15 protein-coding genes are annotated in these 18904 nt (G+C 54.1%); 6 read left to right on the top strand and 9 right to left on the bottom strand.

What is annotated here, in order from left to right; genetic code table 11:
* Positions 1–2 precede the first annotated feature (2 nt).
* The 3 genes from rsmB to def all read right to left on the bottom strand — a co-directional run bounded on the left by rsmB (position 3) and on the right by def (position 2847).
* Positions 3–1289, bottom strand: coding sequence for a 16S rRNA (cytosine(967)-C(5))-methyltransferase RsmB (rsmB, locus tag ABHF33_RS03805; RefSeq protein ID WP_348945723.1), 1287 nt, complete (start codon positions 1287–1289; stop codon positions 3–5).
* A gap of 81 nt (positions 1290–1370) precedes the next feature.
* Positions 1371–2297, bottom strand: a complete 927-nt coding sequence (gene fmt, locus ABHF33_RS03800; protein WP_348945722.1) for a methionyl-tRNA formyltransferase — start codon at positions 2295–2297, stop codon at positions 1371–1373.
* Positions 2298–2349: 52 nt separating this feature from the next.
* On the bottom strand, positions 2350–2847 hold the full coding sequence (def, locus tag ABHF33_RS03795) for a peptide deformylase (RefSeq protein ID WP_348945721.1): 498 nt from the start codon (positions 2845–2847) through the stop codon (positions 2350–2352).
* Between the two features lie 162 nt (positions 2848–3009).
* On the opposite strand from def, the gene ABHF33_RS03790 reads away from it, so the two are divergent.
* The 5 genes from ABHF33_RS03790 to ABHF33_RS03770 all read left to right on the top strand — a co-directional run bounded on the left by ABHF33_RS03790 (position 3010) and on the right by ABHF33_RS03770 (position 10721).
* The gene (locus ABHF33_RS03790; protein ID WP_348945720.1) at positions 3010–4080 is read left to right on the top strand and encodes a LysM peptidoglycan-binding domain-containing protein; all 1071 of its coding nucleotides are present in this window, start codon (positions 3010–3012) and stop codon (positions 4078–4080) included.
* Positions 4081–5208, top strand: a complete 1128-nt coding sequence (dprA, locus tag ABHF33_RS03785) for a DNA-processing protein DprA (RefSeq protein ID WP_348945719.1) — start codon at positions 4081–4083, stop codon at positions 5206–5208.
* Between the two features lie 2 nt (positions 5209–5210).
* On the top strand, positions 5211–5669 hold the full coding sequence (locus tag ABHF33_RS03780) for a DUF494 domain-containing protein (protein ID WP_348945718.1): 459 nt from the start codon (positions 5211–5213) through the stop codon (positions 5667–5669).
* A gap of 62 nt (positions 5670–5731) precedes the next feature.
* Positions 5732–8026 carry a type I DNA topoisomerase gene (topA, locus tag ABHF33_RS03775; protein WP_348945717.1) on the top strand — a complete coding sequence of 765 codons (2295 nt, stop codon included), beginning with the start codon at positions 5732–5734 and terminating at the stop codon, positions 8024–8026.
* An 85-nt stretch (positions 8027–8111) separates the two neighbouring features.
* Entirely contained in the window at positions 8112–10721 is a 2610-nt protein-coding gene (locus tag ABHF33_RS03770; protein WP_348945716.1) for a sensor domain-containing phosphodiesterase, read from the top strand.
* A gap of 4 nt (positions 10722–10725) precedes the next feature.
* Here the strand turns inward: ABHF33_RS03770 and ABHF33_RS03765 are convergent, their stop codons facing one another.
* From ABHF33_RS03765 to ABHF33_RS03740, 6 genes are all read right to left on the bottom strand, one after another.
* Positions 10726–11472 carry a substrate-binding periplasmic protein gene (locus tag ABHF33_RS03765; protein ID WP_348945715.1) on the bottom strand — a complete coding sequence of 249 codons (747 nt, stop codon included), beginning with the start codon at positions 11470–11472 and terminating at the stop codon, positions 10726–10728.
* 122 nt (positions 11473–11594) lie between these two features.
* A complete protein-coding gene (locus tag ABHF33_RS03760; RefSeq protein WP_348946595.1) occupies positions 11595–12335 on the bottom strand; it encodes an amino acid ABC transporter ATP-binding protein in 741 nt (246 codons plus the stop codon).
* A 73-nt stretch (positions 12336–12408) separates the two neighbouring features.
* Positions 12409–13197, bottom strand: coding sequence for a 16S rRNA (adenine(1518)-N(6)/adenine(1519)-N(6))-dimethyltransferase RsmA (gene rsmA, locus ABHF33_RS03755; protein ID WP_348945714.1), 789 nt, complete (start codon positions 13195–13197; stop codon positions 12409–12411).
* A 78-nt stretch (positions 13198–13275) separates the two neighbouring features.
* Positions 13276–14298, bottom strand: coding sequence for a 4-hydroxythreonine-4-phosphate dehydrogenase PdxA (pdxA, locus tag ABHF33_RS03750; protein WP_348945713.1), 1023 nt, complete (start codon positions 14296–14298; stop codon positions 13276–13278).
* Complete coding sequence (locus ABHF33_RS03745) at positions 14298–15611, bottom strand: peptidylprolyl isomerase (protein ID WP_348945712.1); 1314 nt, start codon at positions 15609–15611, stop codon at positions 14298–14300. The genes pdxA and ABHF33_RS03745 overlap by 1 nt, the downstream gene beginning before the upstream one ends.
* A 12-nt stretch (positions 15612–15623) precedes the next feature.
* Positions 15624–17795 (bottom strand): LPS-assembly protein LptD, encoded by a 2172-nt coding sequence (locus tag ABHF33_RS03740; RefSeq protein WP_348945711.1) that lies wholly within the window; start codon positions 17793–17795, stop codon positions 15624–15626.
* A gap of 70 nt (positions 17796–17865) precedes the next feature.
* Between ABHF33_RS03740 and ABHF33_RS03735 the strand changes: the two genes are divergently transcribed.
* Complete coding sequence (locus ABHF33_RS03735) at positions 17866–18858, top strand: aminoglycoside phosphotransferase family protein (protein WP_348945710.1); 993 nt, start codon at positions 17866–17868, stop codon at positions 18856–18858.
* The last annotated feature ends 46 nt before the right edge of the window (positions 18859–18904 follow it).

Here is an 18904-nt window from a genome sequence, read left to right as displayed (position 1 = left end):
TGTTAATTGACCTTGGTAAATAATGCGTAAAAGAAACCATCATGCTCAGAATTGGGTAGCAACTGACCATCTAGCAGATCAGCCGGAATATGCTCGGAACTTAGCTCCTCGCGCCGTGCATCAGGGTGACGGCGGGCAAAGGCTTCGGCGGACAATTTATTTTCCGCCGGAAACACGGAGCACGTAGCGTACAGGAGTTTGCCGCCTGACGCTATGAGCGGCCAAAGTTCATCTAGCATATTTTCTTGTTGACGGGCGAATTCAGCAAAGTCTTCGGGACGGCGTAGCCATTTGATATCGGGGTGGCGCCGCGCTACGCCGGTGGCCGAGCACGGCACATCGGCCAGAATGCGGTCAAACGGTTTACCATCCCACCACGCGGCCGGATTGCTGGCATCGGCAGCCAGCACTTTAGCGCTTAGATTAAGGCGTGCCAGATTGTCATCGACGCGTTTGAGGCGGCCAGCGTCGGCGTCAATGGCGGTGAGTTCAACATTGGCCAATTCCAGAATATGGCCACTTTTTCCGCCCGGTGCAGCGCACGCATCCAGCACACGCATACCATCTTTAACATCAAGTAAATGCGCCGCAGCCTGCGCACCCCAGTCTTGTACCGATACCCAGCCGTCAAAGAAATGCGGCAGCGCATCGACCGGCTGAGCCTTATCCAGCTGAATGCTAAAGTCGCTCAGGCGGCGCGCGCTAATGCCGCATTCACCCAGCAGCGTCAGATACTGATCGGCATCGCAATGGCGGCGGTTAACGCGCAAGGTCATCGGCGGGTGCTGATTATTGGCCTGCAAGATTTGTTGCCACTGCTTGGGGTAGGCGTTTTTCATGTCGGTCATCCACCATTTCGGGTGGTTGAACTTGGCGCGTTCGTTCTTTTGTGCGGCGGTGACCAATTCATCTTTCTGGCGCAAAAAGCTGCGCAATACCGCATTGACCAGCCCTTTGCCTTTGCCCTGGCCAATTTTGGCCGCGACATTGACTGCGTGATCAACGATGGCATGCGCGCCTGCGCGGGTAAATTGCAATTGATACAGCGTGGTCAGCAGTAAAACCTTGAGCTCCAGCTCTTTGAGCGGTTTGCTGGCCAGCGTATTAAGCAAGGCTTCAAGCAGACCCAGGTGGCGCAGCGTGCCGTAGGCGATGTCCTGCACTGCGCCGCGCTGCTGGGGCGTGATATTCGGATTCTGGCGCCAAGTGGTACTCAGTGCTTCGGTCAGATTTTGCCCGGAGAGTACCGCATAGACGGTTTCACAGGCGAGGGTTTGCGTTACTAACATTCAGACATCCAGTGGCTTGGGTATGTCAATGAAGCCCTTTTTTAATCTGGCTTGCATCAATATACCCACATATTGTATTGCTTACTGGCCGAAAAACTGACCAATGCTTAATTCGTTGCCGCTTAAAAAAGCTTGTGCGCCCAGTCGCTTGCCGCCGGCTTTTTGCAACTCGGTGATCCGCAATGTGCCTACGCCGCAGGCAACGACAATCGCGTCTTTTTCCAGCGCCAGAATCTGCCCGGCCTGGCCTTGTCCATCGCAAACGCTGGCTTGCCAGATTTTAACGGGCTGCCCTTGCCAGCTGCTCTGTGCGCTGGGGAAGGGGTTGAAAGCGCGGATCATGCGATCAAGTTGCACGGCATCTTGCAGCCAATCGATTTGTGCTTCTTCTTTTTTTAGTTTTTCAGCGTAGGTCACGCCCGCTTCAGGCTGAGCCTGGCGCTGGGCTTGCAACTGTGGCAAATCGGCCAGCGCAGCGACGATGGCTTGCGCGCCTTGGACGGCCAGCTTGTCGTGCAAGCTGGTGGCGTTATCGGTAGGCTCAATGGCCGTGCGGTGAATCGACAGCATATCGCCGGTGTCAAGCCCGGCATCCATTTGCATAATCGTAATGCCGGTTTCTGTGTCGCCAGCCAGAATCGCCCTCTGGATCGGCGCTGCACCACGCCAGCGTGGCAACAGCGAGGCGTGAATATTCAGGCAGCCAAGGCGGGGTAGGTCGAGTACAGATTGAGGGAGTATAATCCCGTAGGCCGCAACCACCATGATGTCTGCGTCAATACCCTGCAGAGGTGCTTGCTGCTCGCTCGTGCGTAATTTTTCCGGCTGATACACGGGAATCTGGTGAGCAACAGCGACTTCCTTCACTGCTGAGGCAGTCAGCTTCATGCCGCGCCCGCTTGGGCGATCAGGTTGGGTGAGCACCAGGGTAATCTCGTGGCCAGCATCAATTAAAGCTTGCAGGGCGCTGGCGGCAAAATCAGGCGTGCCGGCAAAGATTATTTTCATAAGTCAATCACACTCGCTATCAAAAAATCGCGGGCCAGAGGCCCGCTTGGATTTACATTGCTTTGCGTTTTTTCAGCTTCTGGACAATGCGATTGAGTTTGAGGCGCGAGAGTTTTTCGACAAATACTTTGCCGTCCAGATGATCGATTTCATGCTGAACGCAAATGGCCAGCAAGCCATCGGCATCAAATTCAAATGGCTGCCCTTGCGCATTCAGTGCCTTGACCTTGATGTGCTCAGCACGCTCGACTTCTTCATAGATACCGGGCACAGACAAGCAACCTTCTTCATAGGTGGTGATGCCGTCGCGCTCTATAATTTCTGGATTGACGAGCACCAGCAGTGCGTCTTTGTTCTCCGAAATGTCGATCACGACCAGGCGTTTGTGATAATCAACCTGGGTGGCGGCAAGGCCGATGCCTGGCGCTGCGTACATGGTTTCGGCCATATCGTTAATTTGGCGTTGTAAAGCCGCATCAAATTCGGTGATTGGCTGCGCAACTGTGTGCAAACGCTCGTCGGGGTAGTGCAGAATATTAAGAATTGCCATTTTTGCTTGCTAGACCAAAAGTTTATACTGCAGAATCGGTTAAATTATTGCTTAAGCTTAATTCATCATATAGATATTTGAATAGGGCTGCATTTTACTGCTCTGATCCTATCCAAGTCGAAAATCACTTGTCGCGCCAGCGGCGAGAACTGGGCTCACACTATGCGTAAATCAATTATATCCTTTCTTTTGCTTGCCGGTTTTATCGCAGGTACCGCAACCGCTGATGAGCTCAAGCTTGCTGATAATGCACCCGACAGCTATGTGGTCGTGAAAGGCGATACTTTGTGGGATATTTCTGGCAAATTTCTGAAGCAGCCATGGCGCTGGCCGGAGATCTGGCGCTTGAACAAAGCCGAAATCAAAAACCCGCACTGGATTTACCCCGGTGATGTGATTGTACTGGGCAATTGTGATGGTAAGCCATGTTTGCGCCTGCTAAAAAACGCAAAAGCTGACGGACGTGGTGGTAATGGCAAACTTAGCCCGCGTATTCGTATTTCCAGCCTGGATGGTGATGCAACGCCAAGTATTGCCATGACGTCGATTGAGCCCTTCTTGTACAAACCGCTGATCATGGATATGGCCAGCTTCAAGGCTGCGCCGCGGATCGCTGCGGGCCCGGATAACCGCGTGATGTATACCGCTGGTGATCAAATTTATGCAGTAGGCTTGCCTGAGGCTGAGGCGGGAGAGACATTCCAAGTCTTCCGTCAGGGCAAAGAAATCATGGATCCCGACCAGCCAAAACAGCTGCTGGGGATGGAAGTCACTTATCTGGGTGACGTGCGGATCAATCGTTCCGGCGATGTTGTTACTTTGAATGTGGTGTCCAATTCCCGTGAAATCCAGATCGGCGACCGTTTGGTGAAATCTCCTGAAAGAACATTCCTGAATTATGCACCGCATTTGCCTGCTCAGGCGATGGAAGGCAAAGTAGCCTCATCGTATGCTGGTGTAGCTGACGTGGGTTCGCTGATGACGGTTGTTCTCAATAAAGGGGCTTTGGATGGGGTGGACCTTGGGACAGTATTCTTTAGCTATAAAGCGCCACGTGCGATCAAGAAAGAAGATAAAACTGAACCAGATCGCGTAACGCCACCGATCAAGAATGCCAACCTGTTCGTTTACCGCGTTTTTCCTAATCTCTCCTATGCACTGGTGCTCGATAGTACACAGCCTGTGAACGTGGGTGATGTGGTTCGTGCAGAAGCCGCTTACACGGAGGAGTAATTGCATCCTGATGAATTGCTGCTCTGGTTGCGCCTCAGTCTGGTTAATGGGCTGGGCGCGCGGGGGCAGATTCAACTTTTGCGGGCTCTGGGTGAGCCCGCGGCCATTTTTGCAGCGAACAAAAATATACTGGCGCAGTATGTTTCTCCTGTGGTGGCCGAGGCAATTCATGCGGCTGCAAGTCAAATCCCCCAGGCTCAACTTGATTTAACGCTGGACTGGCTTTCGAAAGAAGGCCATGCCATTCTGACTCTGGCCGATGAGGCTTACCCTAAAAAGCTGCTGGATTTACCCGATCCGCCAACTCTGATTTATGCCAAGGGCAATCTTGCTTTGCTGGAGCGAGCCGCCTTGAGCGTCGTCGGCAGCCGTAGTGCAAGTGTGCATGGCGTGCAAAATGCCCAAGCCTTTGCGCAACACCTCTCAGGCCAAGGAGTCTGCATCATTAGTGGCTTGGCCAGTGGGATTGATGCCGCAGCGCATCGTGGTGGGCTCGGCGCAGCTGGATCGAGTATTGCCATTGTCGGTACCGGGCTTGATCGGGTTTATCCCGCGTCCAATCGAGAGCTGGCGCATCAGCTGGCTGCTCAGGGTTTGATTTTGTCCGAGCTAGCACTGGGCTCTCCACCGAAGGCCGAGCATTTTCCGCGCCGCAACCGGATGATTGCAGCTTTAGGCCTAGGTTGCCTGGTGGTTGAGGCTGCGCTTGGCAGTGGCTCACTGATTACCGCACGGCAGGCGGTTGATTTGGGGCGTGAAGTGTTTGCCATCCCCGGCTCAATTCATTCTCCGCTCAGCAAAGGCTGCCATCACCTGATTAAAAATGGGGCCAAACTTGTCGAATCGGGTGCTGATATTTTCGAAGAACTGGCCGCGCCGCTATCTTTGTTTGCTTTGCCTGAACGCACTGCTGCAGTACCTGCCAAACCGGTCAAAATAGCGAATGATGCTGACCCAATATTAGACAAAATGGGTTGGGAGCCGCTTGATTTTGACTCACTGATTGAGCTGACTGGCTTGACTAGCGAGGCGCTGTGCGCGATTCTGTTGGGTTTGGAATTAGAAGGGCAGTTGTCTTGCTTGCCGGGTAATCGCTACCAAAGGCTGGCAGGTGCTGTAAAAAGCTGATTATGCTAGAAGTGCTGGCCTACCTTTTTGAGCAGTTTTATAACGCAGATGGCCTGCCCGATGTCTCGCAATTGGCCAAAAAATTGTCGTTGGCGGGATTTGAAGGTGAAGATATTCATGATGCGCTGGCTTGGCTGGGTGAGTTAAAGCAGATTGATGTCACTCCTTATCGCGCTCTGGATACGCATTCAGGTGCATTGCGCAGCTTGCAGCCGGTGGAACTGGCCCGATTTAGCGATGAAGCAGCCCAGTTTCTGTTTGCGCTGGATGCGGCAAAAATATTAAGTGCAGGTGAGCGCGAATTGGTGCTTGATCGTGTCTGGCGCGAGCCTGAAGGCGAAGTGAGTGCCGAGCGGATTAAACTGATTGTACTGATGGTGATTTGGCAAAAGCGTGATGCATTGTCTAATCTCCTGATCGAAGACCTCCTCTTTGGCCGCGATGGTGCTGCGCTGCATTAATTAAAGCGCCATCATCGGGCACAAAGACCATTAAAACTATTGAATCTAAATAACGGGGAACCATGCCCGCAAATCTCTTAATCGTAGAGTCGCCGTCGAAGGCGAAGACGCTGCAAAAATATTTAGGCAAAGATTTCCAGATCTTGGCCTCCTACGGTCACGTGCGCGGCCTAGTCCGTAAAAATGGTTCGGTTGATCCTGAAAACGACTTCAAGATGAAGTACCAGGTGATCGATAAAAATAAAAAACACGTTGACGCGATTTGCGAGGCGGTCGAACAAGCCGATAACGTCTACCTCGCATCCGATCCGGACCGCGAAGGGGAGGCGATTTCCTGGCATATTCTGGAAATCCTGAAAGCCAAAAAATTACTCAAGCCAGAAAAACAATTCAAGCGCGTGGTCTTTCATGAGATCACTGAAAGCGCGGTTTTGAATGCGGTAGCCAATCCGCGTGATCTGGATTTCAATCTCGTTAATGCCCAGCAGGCGCGTAGTGCGCTCGATTATCTGGTTGGCTTTAATTTGTCGCCGCTGCTGTGGCGCAAAGTGCGCACCGGCTTGTCGGCAGGCCGAGTGCAAAGCCCGGCGCTACGTCTGATCTGTGAGCGTGAAATCGAGATTCGTGCGTTTAATGCGCAGGAATACTGGACGATTCACCTTGATACCAAAAAAGGCCGCAGCAAAGTGGCCGCCAAGCTCACCACTTGGCAAGGCAAAAAACTCGATCAGTTCGATATTCCGAACGAAGCTGAGCAAACGAGCATCCTGAATGGATTAGCCGGCAAAGATGCCGTGGTGCATGCGGTTGAGAAGAAAAAGAAATCGCGTAGCCCAGCGGCCCCATTTACGACTTCGACGCTACAACAGGAATCGGTACGTAAACTGGGCTTTACCACTGATCGTGCGATGCGTACGGCGCAGTCACTCTATGAAGGGGTGAATCTGGGCGGTGAAACGGTCGGTCTGATCACCTATATGCGTACCGACTCGGTGGCCTTGTCGAACGATGCTTTGGCCGAGATTCGCGATTATATTTCGAGCAATTTCGACAAAGAATACCTGCCGAACGCGCCGATTACGTACAAAAACAAAGCTAAAAATGCGCAAGAGGCGCACGAGGCAATTCGCCCGACGTCCATCTTGCGCACGCCTGAATCGGTGAAAACCTTTCTGTCGCCCGAGCAATTCAAGCTCTACCAAATGATCTGGAAGCGCACACTGTCGTGCCAGATGACGCCGGCCAAGTTTGATACCGTTGCAGTAGATATTGCCGTTGGTGGTGCTGAGAATCTGTTCCGTGCCACGGGGCAAACTCTGGTATTCCCCGGCTTTATCGCCGTGTATCAGGAAGATGCTGATGACGTTGAAGATGACGAAGACGAAGCACGCCTGCCGGTCTTGACCGAGGGCGACGCCTTGCCAGTTGAGAAAATCTACGGCGAGCAGCACTTTACCCAACCGCCGCCACGCTTTACCGAGGCAAGCCTAGTTAAATCGCTCGAAGAATTCGGTATTGGCCGTCCTTCAACGTACGCATCGATCATTTACACGCTCAAAGATCGCGAATACGTCATTTTGGATAAAAAGCGCTTCACGCCAACCGATACCGGCGAAGTGGTGAATAAATTCCTCACCGAGCATTTCACACAATACGTTGATTACAATTTCACCGCTAAGCTCGAAGACAAACTCGATGAAATTTCAACGGGCTCGCGCGAGTGGGTGCCGGTGCTGGATGAATTCTGGAAGAAATTCCATAAGCAGTGCGAAGAAAAGCAGGCGTTGTCGCGCGCCGAAGTGACCCACGAAGCGATGGACGAAGATTGCCCGAAATGTGGCAAGCACAAATTATCGATTCGCCTAGGTCGTCGCGGCCGTTTTATTAGCTGTAGCTCGTACCCGGAATGCGATTACACGCGCAATATTGGCGATGATCCGAACGCTGCGCCGCTGGAGCCCGAAGTGGTGCCCGATCGCACTTGCCCGAAATGTGAATCGGCATTGCACATCAAGGTGGGTCGTTACGGTAAGTTTATTGGTTGCTCCAACTATCCGAAGTGCAAACACATCGAGCCGCTGGAAAAACCAAAAGACACCGGCATCGAATGCCCGGAATGTCATAAAGGCAGCCTGATCGAGCGTAAGAGCCGCTACGGCAAGATGTTCTATTCGTGCAATACCTATCCCGATTGCAAGTATGCAACGTGGAACCCGCCGGTAGCGGAGGCTTGCCCGCAGTGTAAATGGCCGATTATGACGATCAAGGTCACCAAGCGCCGTGGCACTGAAAAAGTGTGTCCACAGAAGGAGTGCGGTTACAGCGAAGTGCTGATTCCGCCTCCGGCAAAAGAGTAATTGCGCAGCCTAGCGGGAATTCGGAAGAATTCCCGTTTTACCTTGGCTTGACACAAGCTGACTATTTTTTGACCTGAGGTCTCTTTTGTCCGATTCGATTGTTTTTTCCGGTTTGGCAATGTCCGAGCAGCAAGCCTTGGGGACTTACCATACGTACTTCAATGCCTTTGACAGCGTGGTTAGTATTTTAAGTGCCGCGCATGATCCGGACTGTCTGGTGGATATGCTGCAGGTCCTGGGGCAAGCCTCGCGCAGCAGCATGACCGGTTTGTATCTGAATGACGAGCAAGGCAAGCTGGCCAAGCTGGTTGCCGCGTGGCGAGATCCTGATTGTCGCTTGCTTGAATATACTCCCACCCCGTTTTTGTCTCTGGACTATGACCAGTATGCTCTGCTGGCAGATACCCTGGCTGTGGGCATGGTGCTCAATAAGTCGCTGCTTGAGTTGCCGCTGGCCGAGCAGATGTTGCTCGCGCAGGTGGGTATACGCCAGCTGCTCTGTATTCCCTTGCTGCAAGGCGGCGAGCTGTTTGGTTTTCTGGCCTTTCTCAACGATAGCGATAGCCGTCAGCGTGACACCATCGAGCTAAGACTGCTGGCCATGCTCTCCAATCACATTGCGCAGGCGCTGGGCAAGGCCAAGCTGGAAGCCGAATCGCTGGCCAACCAGCATCGGCTGCGTGCCTTGGTCGGCGCAACGCAGGATATGGTCTTCGAGCTGGACGCGCATGGAGTAATCCGGCATGTTTGGTCAGGCCATCCGGCCTTGCCCGCCGCCGAAACCCTGCTCGACAGACCGATGGCCGCTGTGCTGCCCTATGAGCTGGCGCACGAGCTGATCCGCAGCCTGCCGCAGGTGCTGGCAGGGCAAAGCAGTAAGCAGTTCAATTGCGTCTTGCCGCAGCAGAACGTCTGTTTGCTGGTGCGCATGCAGCCCGTGGGCGTTGAGCATCAGCGCAGCGTGGTGGTCTTGCTGCAAGACGTTTCGGCGCTGATGCACGATGCTGCGCGCAAGAAAACCCTGCTCGAAACGCTGAATCTGCTCGACGAAGCGATTGTGGATGTTTTGCCCAACGGCGTGCTGACCGAGGTCACCAGCGCCTGGGGGCAGTTGCGTGCACTTGAACCGCGTGATTTAAGCGCCGAGCTGGGCCGTACGCTGTATTCCTGGGTGCACCCAGAAGATTTGAATCTGGTGACGCAGCTGATCGAGCGTCAGCTGCTCTCGCGCGAAGCCAGCTGTGTCCGTTTCCGCTTGTTGCGAGCCGATCACGACTTTATCTGGGTTGAGTTGCGTCTGATTACGCACTTTGGCCCGGATGAGCGCGCAACTGCGCTGCGAGGTGTGGTGCGTGATGTCACGGTGGCGCACTTGAATGAGCAGAATATTACGCAGATGGCGCTGTACGACGGGCTGACCCGTTTACCAAATCGCCTGCTGCTCGATACTGAAATCCACCGCGCCATTGATGAAGCCGCCCGCGCGCATCGCAAGGTGGGGTTGGGCTTTGTCGATCTGGATCATTTCAAGCAAATTAATGACGCTTTTGGCCATAAAACTGGCGATGATCTGCTTGTACTGCTCTCGCAGCGCCTGCGCGATGCCTTGCCGGATAACGCCGTGCTGGCACGCTGGGGCGGTGATGAATTTGTCGCGCTGATTCCCGATCTGGCCGATCAGCGTGAGCTGGCACAGATTGCCGAGCAATTACGCCTGTCGGCAAGGCAAAGCATGATGATCAACGGCATGGAAACCCAGCCAACGATCTCCGTCGGTTTTGCCATCTATCCCGATAATGCTGAAAGTGGCGAAGAGCTGCTCTCGGCTGCCGATCACACGATGTATCACGCCAAGCACGCCGGGCGTAATAGCGTGTGTTTCTATAGCGACATCGTGCATTTGAAAGCGCTGGGACGTGAGCATGTGGCAATTCAGTCGCGCCTGTCCAGCGCCATCCGGCATGGCGGTCTGCAGGTGTTCTATCAACCGATAGTCAATGCCCGCAGTGGCGACATTATTGCCGTTGAAGCGCTTGCGCGCTGGATGGATGACAAAAGTGGCTGGATCAGCCCTGAGCTGTTTATCCCGATGGCAGAGAAGGTTGGCCTGATTCAGGAATTGTCCGAGCAGATCATGCTGCAATCATTTGCCAAATTGCGTGAATGGCGCGAATCGGGTTTGAGCCAGAAGCTGATGATCAATGTCTCGCGCAGCCAGCTGTATTTGCCGACCTTTGTCACCACGCTGGTCGAGCGGCTGGCGAATTTCAAACTGCGCCCCAGCGATGTCATTGTGGAGATTACCGAAAGCGTCGCACTGACCGATTATGCCCGCCAGATGCGGCATTTGCGCCAGTTGAGCGACGCTGGTTTTGTGCTGGCGATTGATGATTTTGGCACCGGCTATTCATCACTGTCGCAGCTACACGATATGCCTGCCCAGATGCTCAAGGTTGATGTCTCGTTTGCCCAGCGCCTGCATACCGATGAAGGGCGGCGCGTGATGCAGGCGATTGCCCAGATGGCGCAAGGCCTGCAGCTGGATCTGGTTATCGAAGGCGTTGAAAGCCTGGAAACCGTGCGCTTTTTGCAGGGGCTGGGCGTCAACTTTATGCAGGGCTTTTACTTTAGCCAGCCTGTGCCGCCGGGGGTTGCCGAGCTATGGATGCGGCTGGGCTTGCAGGCCAAGATGTAGGGATCTAGTGCGCCGCCTGGTTGCTGAAATGGTAAGGGGCTATTTTTTGTTGCCACTTCTGATCTTTAGCAAGATCAAGGACCGTGGCCTGCACGTATCTGGCCAGCTCCGGATTGTTCGGGCTCAGCAAAATCCGGCGCTCATAGGTATTTCGGACCTGGCTGGCCACCCATAAGCTGCGGATCTGCTCGGGGGATTTTAGGCGCAGCTCTCCCCAGCTACTATTGGGGATGAAAATCACATCTACCCGCTGGCTGCGCAGTTTTTTCAAATTGCTTGGCTGATTGGGCGCATCATCCCGAATGATTTTCCCGGCCGCAATATCCGCCTCCAGTTCGCTATACCGGTGCCCTAGGATGCCGCCCAACACTTTGCCGTGCAGACTGTATGGACCGGTATAGTCCAGCGGTGCATGGCTGATTACCAGGTCGGCATCGCGAAACAGTGGCGCCGACCATAGGTAACGCTGCTGGTTTGCATCCTGAAACCAGCTCGGGCTGGACCACGGGATGAGTCCTTGCCAGTGTGGATCTTCCAGAATGAGGTCAATCCGTTTGCGCGGGGTGATCTGAATCTCGAATTGATAGCGATTTTTGCTGCGCGCGCTGAGTTCTCTGACCAACTCATGGCTTAAACCCGAGTCAGCAGACCAGAAGGGGGGTGAGTCGTACTGGGTATATACAATGACTTTCTCGCTGCCCAGGCTGATGTGGGGGCTGGCCAGCAGAAGGAGGGCAATGCAGCACTTCATGATGGACTCTCAAAACCACTGTAGCTTGTATGGTAGTCGAGAAAAGCTGAAAGCTAAATATCAATGGGGTATATGCTTGAAGTTATTTTGGTGATTGATCTTCAGTGATATACCCCTGTTATTTACTGATGCATCGGTGCCAGGATCTGGCGCAGGAACTGTTTGGCGCGCTCGGTTTGGGGCTGGGTGAAAAATGCTTCGGGTGTTGTGTCTTCCAGAATTTCGCCCTGATCCAAAAATAGAATCCGGTCGGCCACTTCGCGGGCAAAGCCCATTTCGTGCGTCACCACCATCATGGTCATTCCCGACTCGGCGAGTGACTTCATTACTTCAAGCACTTCGCCAATCATTTCCGGATCGAGCGCACTGGTTGGTTCGTCAAACAGCATGACGCGCGGATTCATCGCCAGCCCGCGCGCAATCGCCACGCGCTGCTGCTGCCCGCCCGATAAATTGCTCGGATAGGCGTCTTTTTTATGCGCCAGCCCGACACGCTCGAGTAGCTCCAGTGCTTTGGCATTGGCTTGTTCAGGCGATTGCTTCTTGACCTGGATGGGGGCCAGCGTGATGTTTTCCAATACCGACAGATGCGGATACAGATTGAAGTGCTGGAAAACAAAGCCGACTTCTTCGCGCAGTTTGTTGATATTGGTTTTCGGATTGTTGGCCTGCACGCCGTCAACCCAGATTTCGCCGTCATTAATGGCTTCCAGCTGGTTGATGGTGCGAATCAGCGTTGATTTGCCCGAGCCCGACGGGCCGCACACCACGACCACTTCACCCTGTTTGACTTCAAGGTTGAGGTTTTTTAATACATGGTGGTGCGGGCCATACCATTTATTAACTTGCTGAAAGCGGATCATGGTGGTGTCTGTATTCATCAATCAAGCCTTTGATTTTGCAATCTTCCGGGCGTCAAGCCTAGCGGGGAAATCCCTATGATTTGACCAGCGCGTTCGATAGCGCGACGTACTGCGCTACGCTCACGTTTTCCGGTCGCATACTTGGCTCGATACCCACGGTGGCCAACACCTCGTCGTTGGCGATGCCTTTCAGATTATTGCGAATGGTTTTGCGCCGCTGCGCGAAAGCGGTTTGCACCAGATTGCGCAAATGTTCTTCGTCCTTGGCCGGATGCGGCAGTACATCGTAGGGCACCATGCGCACCACGGCCGAATCAACTTTGGGCGGCGGATCGAAGCTTTCTGGCGGCACGTCAAGGATATGATCCATCAGGTAGCGATACTGCAGCATGATCGACAGGCGGCCATAATCGGTGGTGCCGGGTTCCGCCACCATACGATCGACGACTTCTTTTTGCAGCATGAAATGCATGTCGTAAATCACATCGCCAAAGCTGGCCAGATGAAATAGCAGCGGCGTGGAAATATTGTAGGGCAGATTGCCAACCAGCTTGATGCGCCCACCTGGGGCTATTTGCCGTGCTAGCGCACCAAAGTCGAACATCAACGCGTCGCAATTATGGATAACCAGTTGCTCAGGCGTGTAGCGTGCCGATAAATGTGCGACGATGTCGCGGTCGATTTCAACCACATGCAGCGTCGGGATACGCGCCATCAGCGGGATAGTCAGTGCCGCCAAGCCGGGCCCGATTTCGACAATCGCGTCTTCCTTGTGTGGGTCAACCGCATTGATAATGCTGGCAATCACGCCTTGGTCTTGCAAAAAATTTTGTCCAAAACGTTTGCGTGGAATGTGTGCCATGGTTTTGCTTCCTTGATCCACGAAGCAGGCTGCGGGCGTGAGGCCGATGTGGTCCGCGCGCGCCTGTCCGGGATGCTTTTATGAATGGGTTGATAATTCGGCGGCGAGTTGGGTGGCCGCAATCAGGCTGCCGATATCGGCTTTGCCGGTGCCAGCCAGATCGAGCGCCGTGCCGTGATCGACCGAGGTGCGGATAATCGGCAGGCCCAGTGTGATATTGATTCCGGCGCCAAAGGTGGCAAATTTGAGCACCGGCAAACCCTGATCGTGATACATCGCCAGTACCGCATCGCCCTGCGCCAGAATCGGCGGATTAAATAGCGTGTCTGCCGGTAGCGGGCCGATTAGCTTCATTCCCTCGCCGCGCAAGGCCTCGAGCACCGGAATGATGATGTCGATTTCTTCGCGTCCCATATGGCCGGATTCACCCGCGTGCGGATTCAGGCCTGCAACGATAATACGCGGCTCGGCAATGCCGAATTTGCTACGCAAATCAGTATGCAAAATACGCAAAGTGCGCGTCAAATCCGCTGTATTGAGCGCGCTCGCGACATCTTTCAGCGGCAAATGCGTGGTGGCCAGTGCCACGCGAATTGATTTTTTCTCGCTGCCATACTCGCCCGCCAGCATCATCACCACTTGTGGGGTATGTGTCTGTTCGGCAAGATATTCGGTGTGTCCAGAGAAATACCCCTGGTTGTCAGCATGAATGCCTTCGTTAATCACGCCTTTGTGGATCGGCGCAGTGACCATGGCGGCAAATTCACCGGACACACAGCCTTGCGTTGCGCGATCAAGCAAATCCAGCACGTACTGTGCATTGGCCGGATCAAGCTGGCCGGCAATGGTCGGGGTGTTAAGAGGGCAATGCAAAATCGCCACCGCGGGTGGGGGCGACTGCTGGGCATCATAGTCGGGCCAAGCTGCGATCTGACCGCAGTCCAGACCGAGTAACGCGGCACGCTGGAGTAAAAGCTGGCGATCGCCCAGAATCACTATCGGGTGGGGTATGCCGCCCAACGCCATCTGTAACGTGATGTCTGGGCCAATACCTGCAGGCTCCCCAGTGGTAATCGCCAGCGCTTGACTCAATGCCGACATTATTCGTCCTTCAGGCGAATCACAATGCGCGAGCGATCACGCAATTGGCGCAGCCAGTCGTCATATTGTTCTTCGGCTTTGCGCTGGGCCAATTCCTGGCGGATTTTAAAGCGGGCTTGCTCTTGCGTGACGTCCTGATCGCGGCGCTCAAGCACTTGAATCAGGTGAATACCGAATGGCGATTGCACCGGCATGCTGACTTCATTAATGGCCAGTGCGTCCATGGCCTCTTCAAAGGCTGGCACGGTTTCGCCCGGATTGAGCCAGCCCAGATTGCCGCCATTGCTGGCGCTGGCGTCGTCCGAGAAGGATTTGGCCATGACAGCAAAATCTTGTCCGCCCTGAATGCGATCACGCATCTGGAGCAGTTTTTGCCGCGCTTCGGTCATGGACATCACTTCATTGTTGCGGATCAGAATATGGCGTGCCCGCGTTTGCTTGACGATCACGCGCTCTTCCTGCGCCCGTTTGTTCAGCAGCTTGAACAGGTGAAACGCAACGGGTGTGCGGACAATGTCGGTGTATTCGCCCGGCTGCAGTTTGTCGAGCAGGCTGGTAAACGCCGGTGGCAAGGCAGCGCCAGGGCGCCAGCCGAGCACGCCGCCTTTGGTGGCATTGGCGTCATTCGAGTAGCTGGCTGCAACGGTGGCAAATGATTTGCCCGCTTCGATTTCCTGCCGCGCGGCCTGAATGCGGGCGCGCTTGGCGGCAATTTGCTCTGGCGTTGCGTTTTCCGGGATATTGATCTGGATTTGTGCCAACTCGTATTCCATTTTGGCTTTGCCGGCTGAAATACGCAGGTAATCGTCAATTTCTGATTCGGTCACGACTACTTTGCTATCGACTTCACGCTCTTTCAGGCGAGCCAGCAGAATTTCCTGTCGGATATTATCGCGAAATTCACGCCAGCTGATGCCATTGGCCTCCAGCTGCTTGCGAAATTCGGCGGGGGAGAGTTTATTTTGCTCGCTCAAGCGGGTAATGCTGGCTTCCAGTTGGCGATCATCGACGCGCAGGCCAGTTTTTTCGGCGTACTGCAGCTGCAGCTGATCCAGGATCATGCGATCGAGCACCTGCTGCTGCAAAATCTCTTCCGGTGGCAGCTTGACTTGCTGGCGCTCCAGATTGGCCTTGATGGTGCCGAGTTTGCGCTCCAGCTCGATCTGGGTGATGGCATTGCGATCGACCACCGCCACGACACGATCAACGGTAAGCACCTGAGCCTGCACGGTGCTGCCGAGCAAAACAGCCAGTAGAGGCAGAGTGCGCAAAGTGGAGCTGAGTTTCTTAGCTGAATTCAGAGCAAATGTCATACGGTATGCCTATTAACGCAGTTTGGGCGAAGAGTAAGTGTTGGCGTAGCCAGGAATGGATTGCCGCAACACGGAAATGGGGTTCATCCCTATCCCGGCCAATCCGCCAAGGTCGAGCAAAATAAAGTAATTTGTTTTGTACTTGCTGTCGGTGGTGACATAACGCTGCGCAGCCAGACGCAGGGCCCAGCAACCTGCATTGTATTCAAGTCCGGCCAGTGTCTCTAGCGCCTGATTGTCTTTGAGCGAGTAATTGTGGCGAGCTACGCCATACCAGCCGCCGCCCAGTGGCCATTGCCCGCTGGCATCCAGCTGCTCGGTATTGGCCGTGCGATTAACGCTGTAGCGCAGATTCAGCGTTTTGTAGGCTCCCGGTGACCAGTTGAAGTTCAGGTCGGCACGCGCGGTTTTATCGTGCCGGATATCCTGTTGCAATGTGTAGTTGGCTCGGATGTCGTAGGGTAGCTGACCGCCCAGCGTCAATAACAGATCGGACGATTTTTCCGAGTTCGATTCGCGATTTGAATCAATTCCTACCTTGGGGGATTTGAAATAAATCCTTTGCCCTAGTCCGGCATAAAAGCGCTCTACGCCGTCTTCGTCGGCAAAAATGCGTGAATTAAGCGCTAGGGTAATTTCATTCGCATCATTAATGCGGTCATTGCCCGAGTATTTATTCTCGGCAAACAGTGATGACCACGATAGATCGGTTGTGCCGCTATCGTAATTGGGTAGCTTGGACTGATCTTTGAACGGCACGTACAGGTAGTAGAGCTGAGGTTCCAGCGTTTGCAAAATCTTGCTGCCAAACAGCTCGCCTTCGCGCTCAAAGAACAGCCCGGTATTGACGCTGGCAATCGGCAACACCCGGCTTTCAGTACCCAGATCACGGCCTGATGCGCTTTCATTGCGGTAGTGCGTTGCGTGCAGACCCAGCTTGGGCGTGATAAAGCTGTAGGCATTGGCCAGCGGCAGGCTCATGCTGGGATAGATCCACGTACGATCACCCTGAATTTTTTTGTCGTGGGTGAAGCGAGTGAATTCGGCATTAATCTGCGTTTCGGTCCCGCCACCGAGCTTGGGTGAATAGCTGCCATACCACTGCGGCAAGCGCGCGTAGGGCTCATCGACTGGCGTGGTGCTACTTTGCAGCGTCTGATATTGCTGTACGCGCAAATAGCTGGACCAGTTGCTGCCGCTATACGAGAGCAAAGCGCCTTGCTCAAGATTGACTTGCGAGGCAACAGCCAGCCGGTCACTAAAATCGCTGAAATAATAATCGTCAGAGACTTTCTGGTAAGTCAGATCGAGCCGGAGCCGGTCTGCCAGCAGATGGCTATGTGAGAGTGCAACGCTGTAGCGGCGATCACTGTTTTTGCGATCATCGATGCCTTCGGCTCTGATACTGCCGGTGTAGCTGGGCTGCAGATAGCGGAACTCACCGCCGAGCATGACGCCGCGTTCGCCAAAGTAGCTCGGTGTGATCGTTGCGTCATAGTTGGGGGCAATATTCCAGTAAAAGGGCTGGCTGTACTCCAGGCCATTGCTACTGCTGTAGCCGATATTGGGCATCAGAAAGCCCGTTTTGCGCCCGCCATCGAGCGGAAAATCCATCCACGGGTAGTAGAAAACGGGTACAGATTGAAACTCCAGCCAGCCATGCCAGGCTTGACCATAGTTTTGCGTATAGTCCAGCTGCATTTCCTTGGCATGCAGATGCCAGGCATTTTGTTCGGGCGTGCAGGTGGTGATCGAACCACTCTGGATGCGGTATTTGTCCTTGCCTTCAAACAGGATTTTGACCGCTTCGCCACGCGCCAGGCCTTGCCCCATCAGATAGGTGGCGTTTTCCAGCTCGCCTTCGCGCGCGGTGACGGCAATATCAAGGCGTGTACCGGTGAGCGTGTCGCCATCCTTGTTCAGGATGACCTGATCACCCGCGTGCACCATATCGGTTTGTTGCTGGTATTTGACCCAGTCGGACTTCACCTCCAGCGTATCGCGGTTGATGATGACATTGCCCTTGGCCTCGGTGTAATCGCCTTCCTGCACATTGGCCTGATCCGCTTCGATAAAAATCGGCGGTTCGGGCGTGCTCTGCGGCGTTTGTGCCACGGCAAAGCCGGGCAAGATCGCGAGCGAAAGCTTTAAAATTGTGAGGTGAAATGGTGGTGAATGATGCACCCGCATGTGGCCTTGTTCAGCTAACTGGTAGAATTGCGTGATATTAGCAGATTTGAGAGTAATTCTTCCTATGAACAGACAAGAACAAATTACCAACTGGTTGCAAGCCGAGCAAGGTAGTGCCCCCGTTTCGCTGGCGATTGCCGCTGCGGACGCCAGTGTGCGTCAATACTGGCGCGCCAGCTGGGACGATCGCAGCCTGATCGTGATGGATTTTGACCCGGCCAGCTTTGACGTGCAGCCGTTTTTGGCGCGCCAGGCGCAATTAGCGGGTGCTGGCGCTGCCGTGCCTGCGCTGCTGGGGCAAGCGCTGGCATTGGGCTTGGTGGCACTGGAAGACCTAGGTGATGCCACGCTGGCCAGTGTGTTGGACGAAGAGAATGCCAAGGGGTGGTATCTGCGTGCAATCCATGATCTGGTTCAGCTGCAGGCACATACCCTCGATGAAGGCCTGCCATTGTTTGATGGCGCCTTTGTCCAGCGCGAGCTCGATATCTGTCGGGAATGGTATTTCGGCCAGCAATTCAATACCGAGCTGGCGGGTAAAGAGCTGGCAGTCTGGGAGCGCTCATGTGCGCTGATTACGCAGGAAGTGTTGCAACAACCGACGGTCTTTATGCATCGCGATTATCATTCGCGCAATTTGATGGTGAAAGACGATCAGCTGCGCCTGATCGATTTTCAGGACGCAGTGAAAGGCCCGATTGCTTACGACTTGGTATCGTTGTTGCGTGATGCTTATGTCACTTGGAACGAGGCCTTTGTGCTTGATCTGGCGATTCGCTACTGGGAAATGGCGCGTGACGCCGGTTTGCCGGTGCACGAAGACTTTTCCGATTTTTACCGCGCCTTCGAGTGGGCTGGCTTGCAACGCCATATCAAAATCCTTGGCCTGTTTGCCCGCCTGAATTACCGCGACGGTAAAGCACAATATCTGGCCGATCAGCCACGCGTATTTGAATATGTGCGTCAGGTCTGTTTGCGTTACCGCGAACTAACGCCGCTAGGCCGTTTGCTGCTTAATTTGCATGGTACGCCGGTAGAAACCGGATTCAGTTTTTGATTGACTGAACGGAGAGGGGAGGCGTGAAGGAGAATGTCACGCCGCT

This window comes from Chitinibacter sp. FCG-7, from assembly GCF_040047665.1.
Taxonomy (GTDB): Bacteria; Pseudomonadota; Gammaproteobacteria; order Burkholderiales; family Chitinibacteraceae; genus Chitinibacter; species Chitinibacter mangrovi.
This window is presented reverse-complemented; position numbering and strand designations above follow the sequence as displayed.